We start from the raw sequence: 15,344 nt of genomic DNA, 5'->3' as shown, positions 1-15,344 counted from the left end.
ACCGTAAGCTATACGCTTATGTTTGTATGCAGGCAATCGGTAACTTTCGGGTACAGGTATAGTAAACAAATTATACCCTTTTTGGTCTTACTGCTTTGTAACCGATTAAAACCAAGCTATTTAGTAACAGCGCGCAACAAATAAAACTATGCAAAGATATACGATTTTATGGGCCGATGACGAAATCGACCTACTCAAGCCACACATTCTTTTCCTCGAAGAAAGAGGCTACGACATTACCCCCGTGAATAGCGGGACCGACGCCATCGAGAAAGTGCAGGAGCAATCCTACGACGTGGTGTTCCTCGACGAAAACATGCCCGGCATCAGCGGTTTGGAAACGCTCAACGAGATCAAAACCATCCGCCCGGCCATGCCTGTGATCATGATCACGAAGAGTGAGGAGGAGCACATCATGGAGGAGGCGATCGGTTCCAAAATATCCGATTACCTGATCAAGCCGCTCAACCCAAGCCAGATCCTGCTTTCTGTGAAAAAGACGCTGGAGAACAAGCGCCTGGTGTCTGAGAAAACCAACATGAGTTACCAGCGGGACTTCCGCCAACTAGGTATGGCCTTCGGTGAACGCCTGAGTCCGGGTGAGTGGGCTGATATCTACAAAAAACTGGTATACTGGGAGCTGGAGATCGACGAGACCGAGAACAAAAGCATGGCCGACGTGATCAACATGCAGAAGGACGAGGCCAACTCCAACTTCGCCAAGTTCATTATGGACAACTACGAAGACTGGATCAACAAAGAGTCGGACGATGCGCCGATGATGTCGCACCAGTTGTTTCGGGAGCGGGTTTTCCCGATGATGAAGGAATCCGACAAGCCAGTATATTTTGTGCTGATCGACAACCTGCGCTACGACCAGTGGAAGGTACTAGAGCCGCTTATTTCCGAATACTTCACGGTAGACACAGAAGAGATGTTCTACTCCATTCTGCCTACCACCACGGCCTACGCCCGTAATGCGATCTTCTCAGGTATGATGCCGACCGAGATCATGAAAAAGTACCCAAACCTGTGGGTGAGCGACGACGAGGAAGAGGGCAAGAACCTGAACGAGCCTGAGTTTCTGGATATTCAGCTGCAGCAGAACCGTATCACGGACAAACACAGTTACCATAAAATTACGAACCCCGCTGCCGGCAAGGACCTGAACAGCAAGTTCAACAACCTCGATAACAACAAGCTGAACGTGATCGTGTACAACTTCGTGGATATGCTCTCTCATGCCCGCACGGACAGTAACATGGTGCGCGAACTGGCGCCTGATGAGTCGGCATACCGCTCCATCACGCGCTCCTGGTTCATCCACTCGCCTCTGTTCGAGATGCTGAAACTCATCGCCGACCGCAAGGCCCGCCTGATCATCACGACCGACCACGGCACCATCCGGGTAAAGCGTCCCTTCAAGATCATCGGTGATCGTCAGACCAACACCAACTTAAGGTATAAGCATGGTAAGAACCTCGGCTACACCGACAAAGATGTGTTCACGGTGCGCAAGCCGGAGCGATTTTTCTTGCCAAAGGCCAACGTTTCCACTACGTTTGTATTTGCGATCGAGGATTACTTCTTCGCATACCCGAACAATTATAACTATTACGTGAACTACTACAAAGACACTTTCCAGCACGGAGGGGTGTCGCTGGAAGAGTGCATTATACCTTTTATTACGCTGACGCCTAAGAATGCATAAAATAGGAGTGGAGAAAGCAAGTATCAAGATGTCGTCGTTGGCTGATTTGCCGGCGGCGGCTTCTGTGCTTTTGGAGGAGTCCCGCGAAGAGCCCATTATTCTGTTTGAAGGCCCGATGGGAGCCGGAAAGACAACACTAATAAAAGAGCTCTGCCGCCAGATGGGTGTGCAGGAGAATGTAAGTAGCCCGACCTTCGCACTCGTGAACGAGTACGAAGCGACTGATGGGAACCTTATCTACCATTTTGACTTTTATAGGATTAATGAGGAACGTGAGGCGCTCGGCATCGGGGCGCTGGAGTATTTTGACTCCGGCCGTACCTGCCTGATCGAGTGGCCATCCATGATCCCAAACCTATTGCCGGAGCATTACCTGCTGGTAAAGCTGCAGCCCGCCGCTGAAGGCGAGGAGCGCACCATGACCATAAACCAAGTATGAGCATGACGGAGAGATTCGCCGTTGAATTAGGAAAGCTGGCGGCCAGTCAGGCCCTTTACCCAAAGGAGTCGATGCTGGCTGTGGAGGAACGATACAAAAGCCTGTTTATCGGGCTGCCGAAGGAATCATCGTTTCAGGAAAACCGCATTGGCCTGACTCCGGACGCCGTAAAACAGCTAACCGACCAGGGACACGAGATATGGGTTGAAACCGGAGCCGGCGGTCCGTCTAAGTACTCCGACAACGACTATTCTGAAGCCGGCGCCCGCATTGTATATTCTACTAGGGAGGTATACGATGCAGGTATTATACTGAAGATCGCACCGCCCACTTACGACGAAATCGAGTACCTGCGTCCGGGGCAAACACTGATTTCTGCCCTGCATTTCGGTAATCTGACCTCTGACTATATCAACGCCCTTCTCCGCAAAAAAATAAACGCTATTTCCTTTGAGCTGATCCGAGATAAGTCGGAGTCGAAGCCGGTAGTGCGTGCTATGAGCGAGATTGCTGGCAGTTCGTCTATGCTGATTGCGGCCGAGTATTTGAGCAGCAGCAACGACGGGAAGGGTGTAATCCTGGGAGGTATAACCGGGGTAGCTCCCTCCAAAGTGGTGATCATGGGGGCTGGTACCGTAGCCGAATATGCCGCTCGCGCTGCCCTGGGACTAGGTGCAGAAGTGAAGGTGTTTGATAACCACATCTACAAGCTGCGCCGTCTGAAGCATAACATCAGTCAACCAATTTTTACCTCCACGCTCGACAAGACTATCCTGCACAACGAGCTCAAAAACGCGGATGTCGTGATTGGTGCGCTGGTAGCGGAAGAGGGACGTATGGCGTGTATGGTAGAGGAGGCGGTAGTAGCCCAAATGAACCCGGGATCCATCATCATCGACGTTTGCATTGACCAGGGAGGCTGTTTCGAAACTTCTGAACTGACCTCGCATAGCCGCCCGATCTTCCGCAAATACGACATCATCCATTATTGCGTACCCAACATCGCCTCGCGGGTACCCCGCACTGCCTCGACGGCGCTCAGCAATATCTTCACACCGATCTTTACCGAAATCTCCAAGTTCGGCGGCATCAACGAGGTGCTGTTCATGAACGAGCATTACCGCAGCGGCGTGTACATCTACAAAGGCAGCCTGACGAATTCGCAGATTGCGAAGAAATTTGGGATGCGGTACAAGGAGCTTGGGTTAATGATTGCAGTGAGGAATTAAAGGTATAGCTTATAGAAACAAAACAGGTCCCGGCTAGGTATAGCCGGGACCTGTTTTGCTTTGTAGCGGCGGCTTTTGCAGGTATAGCAAACTGAGTTGTTTTATAGCTTCGCCTGTGCGGCGGGCACCTTCTTTTTGTCTTGACACAAAAAGAAGGCAAAAAAGTCAAGACGCTCCAAACTCGCTGACCGCTCAGACAGTGGAGCGTCGTAATGTGCACTGGGCTAAAGCTATACCTTCGTAGTTTCAGTGCAAGTTAGTCTTGCTATACCTGCCAGTGGTATTTTGCGATAATCTTATACCTGTGAGTGGCAGTAGCAGACTCCTTCCCCTGTTTTTAGGGGAAGGCTGGGATGGGGTGAAACTCCCCCTTTGAAGGGGGCAGGGGGATGTTAATCGCGTACACGCAACCACAGCTACAAAATCTATACCTAGAGAATTCGTAGCTGCAGAAAATCCCCCTCCTGTTTTTAGGAGGGGGTTAGGGGGAGGTAATTACTTCACCAACGCCTTATCAACCCGCATCGGTGTATCCTCTCCGGAAACAACTCCCTGCGCAGCTAGCGCAATCGCGCGGATCATGCTGGTAAAGTGTGCCATATCCAACAGTTCGAACTCATCCTTCACAGTGTGGTAGGTTTTGTCCTGATCGATTTGCACAGATGAAATGGTATGCGCTGGTACGCCCAGGCGGGCCAGGGTGGCATTGTCGGAGCGGTAGAACAGGTTTTGCTCAGGGTATGGGTCAGGGTGGATACTGTAGGTGGTACCTTCCAGACGCTTTTGCATCATTCTGCCGAGGTCAGACTTTTCGTAACCAGTCAGGTAAGCACTGTTCGGACCAAATTTAGATGGCTTTCCAACCATTTCGATGTTGAACATGGCCACGATCTGGTCGGGATTGAGTTGCTCGGAAAAGTAGCGGGAGCCATGTCCGCCGATCTCTTCGGCTGTGAAAGCGGCGAAGATCAGGGTACGCTCGGGTTGCGGCTGCTCTTTGTAGTAGCGGGCCAGCATCATCATGGCCGTAGTACCGGAAGCATCATCGTCGGCACCATTAGCGATGCTGTCACCGTCGATGGTTTTATGAAAGCCGATGTGGTCGTAGTGACCGGAGAACACCACAAATTCGTTTTTGCGCTTGCCCTCGATCATGCCTACCACATTAGAGAGCGACAGTTTTTCGACTTTGTTAGTAAACTTCACTTCGTACTTCTTGGGCGCTGCCTGATCGGTGAGCACGTATACCTTGCTGGCACCGGTACCTATCTCTTTTTTCACGCCGCCTCTCGCAAAGTAGCCTCTATAGTTGGCAAAAGCTTCGGCATGGCTGGGGTGAACAAGCACAATCGCATCCTGCTCTTCTGCATTTGCCTTTCCGAAAGCAGCTCTGAAGTTCTCACCTTCCGGTATGGTGATGATGTTGACCTTGTTTTTATGTTTCCAGCTGAACGCTTCGTGTGCCGTGTTCACAAACAGATGCTCCGGTGCAATTGTCTTCTTGCCCAGTTTTACTGCTGTTTGGCTGGGTGTAAGGCGGTGCACATAGAAAGTCTGGCGGTAGGAGGGTACCTGGCTGGAGCTGTTGCCGTTGAGCGGTACAAGCCCAATTGCATGAAATTCCTCTTCAATAAAATCAGCGGCTTTTTCTATACCTGCCGAGAAGGTAGCGCGGCCCTGCATGTTGTCGTGGCTGAGGGTCTGCAGCATACGGGTGGCCTCCTGCTGGTTAATAACAGAGAGATCCTGGGCTGAGAGGGAAGCACTGAGTAAAAGGGAAAAGGCAGTAGCAAATAGCTTTTGGCGTGTCATGGGTATAGCGGTGTATACGATTAGGATATTGATGTTTTTTTGGGAATATTGTTGGGGTAATCGCTACCTCCGCGTGCAATGGTACGGAAACAGCAACCCAATATAGCGAAATATGGAAAAGAGCTCCAAAGTAAACTGGCTAAAGTTGCTGCAATACATTTTGTTGATGGCAGCTTTGCTCTACTTTGGACGCACACTTTTCGTTCCGCTGAGCTTTTCCCTCCTGATCAGCTTTATCCTTTACCCGATCGTCAAGTGGCTGGAAGACCGTGGCTGGAGCCGCTGGGGAGCGATCCTGTTCTGTCTGCTGACCCTGCTTGTGATCATGGGTGCGCTGACCTGGCTGCTGGTGCGACAAATGATCAGTTTCGGGCAGGAGTGGCCCATGCTGCAGGAAAAACTGCTGCAGGCCTGGCATCAATTCGGACTATACCTGGAGCGGCAGTTTGGCGTGGATGACGTGCAGCGCAGCAACTGGCTGGAAGGGCTCGTAAAGGACGCTACCTCTACTGTGCTCAATGTGGTGCGGGGAGTGCTCTACGCTTCGGTCACCACGGTGGTGCTTTTCCTGCTGATCCCACTCTATGCGGCGCTTATCCTTTATAACCGCGAGCAGCTGGCCGCAGCGCTTTACTCTATGTTCCCGCATGCAGAACACCGCAAGATCCGCAGCATTTTACAGGAAACCATCACGACCTATTACAACTTCATCAAAGGGATGATCATCGTGTATGCGGTGGTGGGCTTGCTCAACAGTGTCGGGCTCCTGCTGCTAGGTATACCGCATGCAGTCTTCTTTGGTATCGTCGCCTCCATCCTCACATTTATACCTTATGTGGGCATTTCCATTGGAGCTATTCTGCCGATGGCGATAGCCTGGATCACGTATGACTCGGTGTGGTACCCGGTTGGGGTGATCATCGTGTTCTCGGTGGTGCAGTACCTGGAGGCAAACCTGATCTTTCCGCTGGCCGTGAGCTACAGGCTGCAGGTAAATATGCTCTTTACGTTGCTGGCCATTGTGGCAGGTGGCATCCTCTGGGGAGCATCCGGCATGATCCTGTTCGTGCCTTTTGTGGCCATTCTGAAACTGATCGCCGACAAACACGAGGAGCTGCGGCCGGTCTCGCTGCTGCTCGGCACAAGTATGACGCCTGCCAAGCCAGCACCAAAACCGAAGCTTAAGATCGGTCGTTTCCGCCGAAGCCAGGAGTAGCTTCTTCCTCCAGCCATTCCCGTTTCAGTAAACTGTATACCTCCAGGTCGATGAACCGGCCTTGCAGCCATTCGCCGTCCCGCTCTATACCTTCCAGTCTAAAGCCCAACCGTTGCGGAATACGGTTACTCTTGCTGTTGCCCACACCCACCTTTATCTGGATGCGGTTCATGCGCATCTGCTCAAATGCCTGCGCAATTAGGGCGCTGCAGCTTCTGATCATGATACCTTTTTTCTGGAATCCTTCGCCCAGCCAATAACCGATCTCCAGCTTTCTGTTCACACGGTCGATGGTTTTGTAGCCAATAATGCCCGCCACCTCGTCCTGAAACCGGATGGTGTATACCTGATCCTGCAGGTTACCGGGTGTGGTGACACTGCGCAGGTATAGCTCGGTGTCAGCGGCGGATTGGCTGAAATCGATAAAGGGCAGCCACTCCCGCAGGTATAGCCGGCCGCTATCGATGAGTTGGTAGAGGGCCGGGGCGTCGCTTACCTGGGCTCCGTGCAGGGTGATCTCCGGGGATACGATCAGTGGTTGTGAATTTGGGACAGATCTCATGGTATGGCGGGGCGGTATTGTAAAGCTCTAAAAATAAGTATGTTAAACATACAGACCAAATAACCAGTTAAATAGCTTAGGGTGTGGCGATGCCGCTTTTTTATGAACGCATATATTTTACACAGGACTATGAAATACATACTACTATTGCTGCTTTTTTTCAGCTTCGTTTTTACCGCTTCCGCACAGGAAACCAATATTGATCTGGGTGCCAAGCTTGGGTTTAATATCTCCAACATCAGCAAAGATCCGACTTTGATGGATGAATCAGCCGGAGTGGGTACAGAATTCGGGATTTTTGCCCGTATCGGTGAGCGCTTCTATGTGCAGCCGGGCATCGATTTTGTGAACAACAAGCTCACCATTCAGCGCACGGTGCAGCCGCGTTCCGGCGAGCGCGATGAAGTGCGCTTCCGCTATTTCCGGGCGCCGGTGCTGTTGGGTTGGGAAAGTAACTATCAAAAACGCAACGGCGGCTCCATCCCTTTTCGGATGATGGCGGGACCCTCTTTTGCCTACAACATTGGAGTGAGCGACAATAACCTGGACGTGCGCCGCCGCGATGTGCGCAATGCCCAGTTTGCGCTGCACGGCGGAGTAGGTATCAAACTTCTCCGCTTAATCGAACTGGACCTGATGTACGCCCACGGACTCACCACTGTGTTCAACGATGACGCTGCTGATGGCAAGTTCCGGAATTTCTCGCTGACCGTGGGCTTTAGCATCTAGCAACCTAAACAACCAACAGGTATAAGAACCCGAAAGCCTGAAAGAGCTGCTACTGACTCTTTCAGGCTTTTGGGTGCTTAGGTATAGCTGATTGCTTAATTGCGCTCGTTTCGTTCTTCTTTGGCCGGGGCAGCCTCTTTTGCTTTGGCAGGATTGCGCTTTCTGTCAGGGCTGCGTCGCTTCACGTACACTGCCGACGAGCCTTTGTCGTCTTCTTTGCGGATCGTGAACAGGTCTTTGTGCGCTTTGATCAGTTGGATCAGTTGGCTATACCCGAAAGTACGTGGGTCGAAGGCAGGGTCTAGGGTGCGCAGGCTTGTCCCTATACCTCCAAGATGTGCCCAGCCGTCTTCGCCAACAGCCATCGTGAAAGCCTCTTTCAGCATCGGCACCGGATTTGGTCGCGGGTTCTCTTGCCCGTTAGACGTTGATTTGTCTGCCGCTGCTATTTGTTTCTCGCCTATGTCGTCGGTCAGGTTTTCTGTGTAGATAAAGATGTTACAGGCGTTCACAAAAGGTTTAGGTGTTTTACGTTGCCCGATTCCCATCACAAAAATACCTGCCTCCCGGATGCGGGTTGCCAGTCGGGTATAGTCGCTGTCGGATGACACGATGCAGAAGCCGTCTACCAGATGACTGTGCAGCAGGTCCATCGCGTCGATGATCATGGCGCTGTCGGTAGCGTTTTTGCCTACGGTATAACGAAACTGCTGGATGGGCTGTATGGCGTGGTTATTCAGGCACTCTTTCCAGCCGTTCATCTGTGGGGTGGTCCAGTCGCCGTAAATGCGGCGGATGGTGGTTTGTCCGTATTTGCCTGCTTCGGCCAGTATTTTGACGATAAGGGTCGGTTGCGCGTTGTCGCCATCTATTAGCATGGCCATGCGCTGTTGTTTTTTCTCGTTGAAGGGTTTGCTCATAATATGATTTGCGCCGGGTTTTGTTGCCCTTAAGCGCTGAATTTGTTCTGTTATACTTCTGAAATGAAGATGGGTTGTTAGAAGGTAGGGAATTCCCTATATAAGAGGAGATTGAGTATATTGTGATGTAATTTAAGGATTTTAAATTTAGAAAGCATGGCAGGGTAGATTAGTTTAGCCTGAGGTAATCCGATCACGCTGGGTTCATCTATAATAGAGCCTCAATTGTTACCATACTAGAAGAGAGAAACCAATGCACAGACTAATTCTACTTTTGCTGGCAGTCACCGCATTCTCCTGCACACAAAAACTGGCTAGCCCGGAGCAATTAGTGTTCGACAGGATATCGTATGTATATGCTCTCAAACCAACCATAGCAAAGGAAATTTGGCCTGACTTTGATGAGAAGCGCTATGACGTTCCGCTGATCTACTATACCGACTCCTCCTCTTTTATAGCCAATCCCACCAGCAGGTTTTTAACCATTCATAACCCAACCCCAGTTTTCCAAAGCACTGATTTGAAGGTATACAAGACTACCACTCGCCTCGACAGCACTCCCTTCCATATGGCCGTGGGATTCACGTTTAGCGATTCCAGCGCCTATGATTATCATGCACCCTTTATGCATTGCAGTAGTCTGGAGGAAACAGGCAAAATTGTAACAGACGTAACTTCAACAGAGGTATGGGTGAGCATGGTTGTTCATGAGTATTTTCATGGATTTCAGCTCCAGCACGCAAGCTATCGTCAGTATTTCGCAGATAGCCTGGGCAGTTTTGATAAGAGTACACTAAAGGGCCTCTACAAAGACCAAGTATGGTTTAAAGAGCAAATAGACAAAGAAAACGCCCTATTACTACAGGCTTTAGAATCTGATAGTCGTGATGAGATCAGGAAGCTGCTCAGAGCTTTTTTCAAGGAAAGGGAAAACCGCAGAAATGAAACAAAGCAGAAGCTTGACATAGATATTGAAGCTGCCGAAAAGATGTATGAGACAATGGAGGGTACGGCCAGGTATGTGGAACAAAAACTTTACGAGAAGTTTTCACAGAAACAACCCGATACTAATTTACAACAAGCAGATTCAGCGTATCAAAGGTATGATTATTTTAAAAATCATAAATTAGACAATGAAAAATGGCTATACCTGACATCGAAATCGGGCGTATATTTTTACGCTACCGGTTTTAATATAACAAGAGTACTAGACAAACTGAATGTACGGTATAAGCACAGGCTTTTTAAAGAAAACCATCTGTCATTAGAAGATATACTTAGGACGATTTAGAGGTAACAACTGCCTCGGCTAAAACTCAATCCTTCAAAACCATGTACTCCCCATGAAAAAACTATTTTCCATTCTAACCCTCCTTCTCACCGTGATACATTTTTCAGCACAGGCGCAGGTGTTTAAAAGTGAAGAACCTCTGGCCCATACCTATTCGATTGTAGCCCGCGACGCGAAGACCGGCGAGATGGCCGTTGGCGTGCAAAGCCACTGGTTTTCGGTGGGCACCGCCGTGCCCTGGGTCGAGGCTGGCGTGGGTGTAGTGGCGACGCAGTCTTTCACCAACAAGTCATTTGGTTTGCGTGGACTTGCTTTGTTGAAAGAAGGAAAGTCGCCGCAGGAGGCGCTGGATATTCTGCTGGCAGATGACGAAGGACGCGAAGTACGGCAAGTGTCCATAATGGATGCGCAGGGCCGCGTGGCGACCCATACCGGCAAACAGTGCATTCGCTACGCAGGGCACACCATTGGCACAAACTTTTCGGTACAGGCCAACATGATGCTCACCAACAAGGTATGGCCGGCCATGGCGAAGGCTTTTGAAACGAGCGCAGGCAAGCCGCTGGCCGAGCGGGTGCTGCTGGCCATGCAGGCAGCCGAGCGGGAGGGAGGCGACATCCGCGGCAAGCAGTCGGCAGTGCTGGTGGTAGTGCGCGGCAAGGCTACCGAGCAGCCATGGGATGACAAAATCATTGATTTGCGGGTAGACGACCACGAAAAACCGCTCGACGAACTGGCACGGCTCCTCAAGGTATACCGCGCCTACGAGCACATGAACAACGGCGACCTGGCAGTGGAAAAAGGGCAGGTGAAAAAGGCCATGGAAGAGTATGGCAAAGCCCAGGCCATGTACCCGGACAACCTCGAGATGAAGTACTGGCACGCGATCGCGTTGGCCAACAACGGCGACATCAACGGGGCCACCAAGATCCTGCAAGAAGTATACAAGAAAGACAAGAACTGGAAAGAACTAACCGAGCGCCTGCCCGAAGTGGGTTTACTCATGCTCAATCCGCAGGATTTGCAGAAGGTGTTGCAGGTGAAGTAGGTATAGCCGGAATTATGCCAGATGTTGTTTGTACTTCGAAATGATTTCCTAAATTAAAGCCCCAAACAAATCTACGCTAACCTTTCACGCATTATTCACCTGATGATGTTACTTAAACACAAACTACGCGCCTTCGTGGCGGGGGCTGCCATGCTGGCCGCTATACCTGCCGTGGCGCAGCAAAATACTTACAAGTCCGACTCCACTGTCATCCGCAAGTTCTACGACGATGCCCTCACCAGCTATGAGAGCTACGAAAACCTGCGCTACCTCACCAAAAACATCGGTGCCCGCCTGAGCGGTTCGCCTCAAGCCGCCGCCGCTGTAGAGTGGAGTCGCCAGGTGATGGAGAAAATGGGACTCGACCGCGTATACCTGCAGGAAGTGATGGTGCCGCATTGGGTACGTGGCGACAAAGAAATTGGCCGTATCCTGAGTGGCCGCAATGGCAGCCAGGAAGTGAATATTCTGGCGCTGGGCAGCTCGGTGGGTACCGGCACGCAGGGCCTGAGTGCACAGGTAATTGAGGTGCAAAACTTCGAGGAGCTTGAGAAACTGGGCAAGAAGAAAGTGAAAGGCAAGATCGTGTTCTTCAACCGTCCATTCGACAATAAGCATGTGCATACCATGGCCGCCTATAGCGGTGCCGTAGATCAGCGTGGCGGAGGTCCGGTGGCAGCTGCTAAGCTCGGTGCGGTGGCTGTACTCGTGCGCTCCATGGCCAACGACATCCAGGATGTAGCCCACACTGGCAACACACGTTACGCCGACGATGTGGAGAAAATACCAGCCGCTGCCATCAGTACTAAGGGCGCAGATGAATTAAGTGCCATGCTGAAAAACGATCCGGAACTGAAATTCTACATGCGCATGACCTGCGAAACCCGTCCGGATGTGCTTTCTTATAATGTGATCGGTGAGATAAAAGGCTCTGAAAAACCAGAAGAGATTGTGGTAGTAGGCGGCCACCTCGACTCCTGGGACATAGGCGAAGGCGCCCATGACGATGGTACCGGCTGCGTGCAATCCATTGAGGTGCTGCGCCTGCTCAAAGAGCAAGGAATACGACCGAAGCGTACTGTCCGCGCCGTGATGTTCATGAACGAAGAAAACGGTTTGCGCGGCGGCCGCAAGTATGCCGAAGAAGCCAAAGCGAAAGGCGAGAAGCACGTAGCGGCCATCGAGTCTGATGCAGGCGGCTTTACACCACGCGGTTTTGGTTTCGATGCCAACGACGAGCAGTATGCTAAAATAATGGGTTGGAAAGAATTGCTGGAACCTTATGGTCTGCACGAACTAAACCGCGGCGGCGGCGGCGCTGACATTGGCCCACTAAAAGGACAGAACAACGTGGTGCTGATCGGTCTGCGCCCCGACTCACAGCGTTACTTCGACTACCACCACACCGAGATTGATACCTTCGAGACCGTAAGTCGTCGTGAAATGCAGCTGGGCTCCGCAGGTATGGCCGCACTGGTATACCTTATTTCGGAGTATGGAATGAACGGAGGTACTGCCAAGGCCGGTAAGTAATCAACATAAATTCAATAAGAAAGCCAGTTCTATACCTGAATAGAGCTGGCTTTTTTATTGGAAATACTTGAAAGTTGCTACAAGGATTTCGCGGAGTCTTTAGACCCACAAGTGTCTACGCCAATCGCTGTGCTATACCCAAGCTTATACCTAAGCTAGATTTTTTCCCTCTCTATACCTGAGCTATACCTTATACCTGTTCTGCATCTGCTGATAACGTATTGCTATACCTATACCTTGCTTTGTAGCTACTAAGGTAGGGGATTTAAAGGTGGTTTTTACGGCAGCAGGAGGGAGCTGTCGCCGTAGCTGAGGAAGCGGTAATTATTGTCCAACGCGTGGCGGTATACCTGTTTCCAGTCTTCGCCGATGAGCGCTGCCACCAGCAGCAGCAGTGTGCTCTCAGGTTGGTGGAAGTTGGTGACGAGTCCGTTGCATACTTTAAAGGTATAGCCCGGCGCGATGATGATCTGCGTGCTGGCATGCAGATGCTCGGTGTGGTGCCGCTCCATGTAGTTGAGCAAAGTCTGCAGCGCTTCCGAAGTGGCAGGTGGCGCGCTAGTTTCGTAGGGGAGCCATTGTGTGACGTGCAGTTCTTCTGGTCTTAAATCAGGCTGCTGCAGAAGCAAGGTACCTAACCAGTACAAGCTTTCCAGGCTGCGCATCGAAGTGGTACCAACAGGTATAAGCGGCTGACCCAGGTGCTGCAGCAACTGCTCTACCACCTGCTTCGACACCATCAACTGCTCGGCGTGCATTTCGTGGGCCTCCATGGTGTCGGCTTTTACCGGTTTAAAAGTGCCGGCGCCCACATGCAGGGTCAGGTATGTGCTCTCTATACCTTTGGCTTGCAGCTGCTCCATTACCTGGTCGGTAAAATGCAGCCCGGCGGTAGGGGCAGCCACCGCACCTTCGTTACGGGCATAAATGGTTTGGTAGCGGGTACGATCCTCGGGGGTAAGTTCGCGGTTCAGGTATGGAGGCAAGGGTAATCGGCCACAGCGCTCTAAAACTTCTGCGAAAGTCAGTTCGGCGGGTGTCCATGTAAACCGAATCAGAAAGTGCCCGTCCTGCTGCGCCTCGCGCTCGGCTGTTACCACGCCTCCCTCAAAAAATATCTTCAGCGGACCCTCTTTCCAGCGTTTGTTGTTGCCAACCAAACATTTCCACGTGCAACTCCGGGTTTGCTGCATGGCCAGTTGCACTTCGCGGTGCGGCTTCACCGGCTCCAAACAGAAAATTTCCACTGCGCCTCCGGTCGGTTTATGAAAAATCAACCGCGCTTGCACCACTTTGGTATTGTTGAACACTAGCAAACTACCGGCCGGCAAAAGCTCTGGTAAATCCTGGAAGGTATGGTCGGCTATGGAGTGATTCCTATAATAGAGGAGCTTGGACTGGTCACGCTCCGGCAGCGGAAACTTGGCAATGCGCTCATCTGGCAGCTCGTACACAAAATCCTTTATAGCCAGATTTTTCGGGTTGGTATGCATCTGAAATGTGTTAAGAGGTATATGAATGGATATCCACTTAAGTCTCTTAAATTTTTTAATTTTTAACTGATGAAGGGCAAAGATACTCAATCCGGAAAAAAATCGCTTTGCTTTTGGGTGTATAGCTAACTTCTTTGCAGTAGGTATAAATTTGGATCACGGTAAACAGACAATATGAGAGGTGGGTCGGCTTTAGTAAATTTGTATAGAGGATTTGGGAAAACCTGACTAAGTAGCATTCTCTTCCAGGTCATTCAATTCAAGCTCCAGCGCCTTTACCGATATCAGGATCTCACGCAGTGCCAGGGCCAGCGAGATCATCAGTAGCAAAAGGCTGAGGCCGAAGGTATACTTGCCTGCAGTGCTATACCCCGCAAAGAGGATGAACATGCAGAACACGCAGCCGAACATACTGGCAATACCGAACGCCTGCATGTTGCGGATGAGGATCAGGCGAATGCGCAGGTTCTCAATCTGCCCATACACCAGTTGACTCTGCGTGGTGGCATACCGGGTTTTCAAGCTGCGGATCAGGTTGGCAAGCGCCAAAAAGCGGTTGGTATAAGCCAGCAATAACAGCGAAATTGCCGGAAACAGGAGGGCAGGAGTAGTTAAGGTAATTTCCATGGACCCAAAGAGATGTGAGTTTACTGAATGCTTTTCAGGAAGTCTTCGTCGAGGGGCTCGTTGTCGTCCTCGTCAGGTTGTGGTGCATCGAAGTCGATGTCCTGCAGCGCCTCCAGACCTTCCAGTATCAGATCGTCCAGTTCTTCTTTTGAAACGGTGTCCAGGGTTTGCTCAAACAGGGCCAGCAGGTGCTCCCGCTCTTCGTTCACAAATATTTCGTGGTACAGATTGTCGAACAGCCCGATCTTCTTTTGTATGATCTTGTCTATCTCGCGGGTGTTTTTCGCCTTGACAGCTTCCAGGAGCAAGCTGAGCACATCTTTAGCCCCTTCATTGTCGGCCAGGCGGGCATAGGCCTTAATAAGGGCAATCGCTACACCCAGGCGCAGGCGCTCAAACCGAAAGCCCACTTCCTCCGCCGCTTTTCCTCCCTGAGTGCGTGAATTCAGCAAAGCCTGCTCTAATTGCTGGTACACAGCCGTGGCAGGCCCCTCAAATACCTGCGGATTTTCGGGTGCAAAGGCAGTCTGGATTAATAGCTCAAAGCTCTTGGCGCTCATATAGAATCTATCTTAATTGGGAGATGTGCAAAGGTAATGGATTGTGGCAGGTTTTGCTAAAAACATGCCGTATCAGGCCTCCTCATAACAAGTAGTAAACTATTGACATTTGTAGAAGGTATTCAAATATCGGAAGATATATATACTTCATTACAAACTTTGAAAAAGTATAGT

14 protein-coding genes are annotated in these 15,344 nt (G+C 50.8%); 8 read left to right on the top strand and 6 right to left on the bottom strand.

Translation table 11 applies throughout. From position 1 onward, the window contains the following. Positions 1-148 precede the first annotated feature (148 nt). From porX to AC4QZR_RS00325, 3 genes are read left to right on the top strand one after another with little or no spacing between them, the layout of a single operon-like run. On the top strand, positions 149-1,711 hold the full coding sequence (gene porX, locus AC4QZR_RS00335; RefSeq protein WP_253400518.1) for a T9SS response regulator signal transducer PorX: 1,563 nt from the start codon (positions 149-151) through the stop codon (positions 1,709-1,711). Then, complete coding sequence (tsaE, locus tag AC4QZR_RS00330; RefSeq protein WP_494479151.1) at positions 1,704-2,150, top strand: tRNA (adenosine(37)-N6)-threonylcarbamoyltransferase complex ATPase subunit type 1 TsaE; 447 nt, start codon at positions 1,704-1,706, stop codon at positions 2,148-2,150. Before porX ends, tsaE begins: the two co-directional genes overlap by 8 nt. A 2-nt stretch (positions 2,151-2,152) precedes the next feature. Continuing rightward, positions 2,153-3,379: an alanine dehydrogenase gene (locus AC4QZR_RS00325; protein WP_494479150.1), complete on the top strand. Its 1,227-nt coding sequence runs from the start codon at positions 2,153-2,155 to the stop codon at positions 3,377-3,379. Between the two features lie 495 nt (positions 3,380-3,874). Here the strand turns inward: AC4QZR_RS00325 and AC4QZR_RS00320 are convergent, their stop codons facing one another. Then, positions 3,875-5,191 carry a M20/M25/M40 family metallo-hydrolase gene (locus AC4QZR_RS00320; protein ID WP_494479149.1) on the bottom strand — a complete coding sequence of 439 codons (1,317 nt, stop codon included), beginning with the start codon at positions 5,189-5,191 and terminating at the stop codon, positions 3,875-3,877. Positions 5,192-5,303: 112 nt separating this feature from the next. Here AC4QZR_RS00320 and AC4QZR_RS00315 point away from each other — a divergent pair, with 112 nt between their 5' ends. Continuing rightward, positions 5,304-6,407: an AI-2E family transporter gene (locus tag AC4QZR_RS00315; protein WP_494479148.1), complete on the top strand. Its 1,104-nt coding sequence runs from the start codon at positions 5,304-5,306 to the stop codon at positions 6,405-6,407. Here the strand turns inward: AC4QZR_RS00315 and AC4QZR_RS00310 are convergent. Further along, on the bottom strand, positions 6,373-6,969 hold the full coding sequence (locus AC4QZR_RS00310) for a GNAT family N-acetyltransferase (protein WP_494479147.1): 597 nt from the start codon (positions 6,967-6,969) through the stop codon (positions 6,373-6,375). The genes AC4QZR_RS00315 and AC4QZR_RS00310 overlap by 35 nt on opposite strands. Positions 6,970-7,098: 129 nt before the next feature. Between AC4QZR_RS00310 and AC4QZR_RS00305 the strand changes: the two genes are divergently transcribed. Beyond that, entirely contained in the window at positions 7,099-7,698 is a 600-nt protein-coding gene (locus AC4QZR_RS00305) for a porin family protein (RefSeq protein ID WP_494479146.1), read from the top strand. A 95-nt stretch (positions 7,699-7,793) separates the two neighbouring features. Here AC4QZR_RS00305 and AC4QZR_RS00300 read toward each other — a convergent pair whose 3' ends face one another. Further along, positions 7,794-8,618: an NYN domain-containing protein gene (locus tag AC4QZR_RS00300; RefSeq protein ID WP_494479145.1), complete on the bottom strand. Its 825-nt coding sequence runs from the start codon at positions 8,616-8,618 to the stop codon at positions 7,794-7,796. A gap of 253 nt (positions 8,619-8,871) precedes the next feature. On the opposite strand from AC4QZR_RS00300, the gene AC4QZR_RS00295 reads away from it, so the two are divergent. From AC4QZR_RS00295 to AC4QZR_RS00285, 3 genes are all read left to right on the top strand, one after another. Continuing rightward, positions 8,872-9,909, top strand: a complete 1,038-nt coding sequence (locus AC4QZR_RS00295) for a hypothetical protein (RefSeq protein ID WP_494479144.1) — start codon at positions 8,872-8,874, stop codon at positions 9,907-9,909. A 52-nt stretch (positions 9,910-9,961) separates the two neighbouring features. Further along, on the top strand, positions 9,962-10,957 hold the full coding sequence (locus AC4QZR_RS00290; RefSeq protein ID WP_494479143.1) for a DUF1028 domain-containing protein: 996 nt from the start codon (positions 9,962-9,964) through the stop codon (positions 10,955-10,957). A 105-nt stretch (positions 10,958-11,062) separates the two neighbouring features. Further along, positions 11,063-12,490, top strand: coding sequence for a M20/M25/M40 family metallo-hydrolase (locus AC4QZR_RS00285; protein ID WP_494479782.1), 1,428 nt, complete (start codon positions 11,063-11,065; stop codon positions 12,488-12,490). A gap of 278 nt (positions 12,491-12,768) precedes the next feature. Here AC4QZR_RS00285 and AC4QZR_RS00280 read toward each other — a convergent pair whose 3' ends face one another. The 3 genes from AC4QZR_RS00280 to AC4QZR_RS00270 all read right to left on the bottom strand — a co-directional run bounded on the left by AC4QZR_RS00280 (position 12,769) and on the right by AC4QZR_RS00270 (position 15,170). Next, entirely contained in the window at positions 12,769-13,983 is a 1,215-nt protein-coding gene (locus AC4QZR_RS00280) for an S-adenosylmethionine:tRNA ribosyltransferase-isomerase (RefSeq protein ID WP_494479142.1), read from the bottom strand. Between the two features lie 228 nt (positions 13,984-14,211). Beyond that, the gene (locus AC4QZR_RS00275; protein WP_494479141.1) at positions 14,212-14,610 is read right to left on the bottom strand and encodes a DUF2721 domain-containing protein; all 399 of its coding nucleotides are present in this window, start codon (positions 14,608-14,610) and stop codon (positions 14,212-14,214) included. A gap of 20 nt (positions 14,611-14,630) precedes the next feature. After that, positions 14,631-15,170: a hypothetical protein gene (locus AC4QZR_RS00270; RefSeq protein ID WP_494479140.1), complete on the bottom strand. Its 540-nt coding sequence runs from the start codon at positions 15,168-15,170 to the stop codon at positions 14,631-14,633. Positions 15,171-15,344 lie beyond the last annotated feature (174 nt).

Source organism: Pontibacter sp. YIM B11418, from assembly GCF_059278805.1.
The sequence above is the reverse complement of the archived record's forward strand: the minus strand, read 5'-3'. Positions and strand labels throughout refer to the sequence as shown.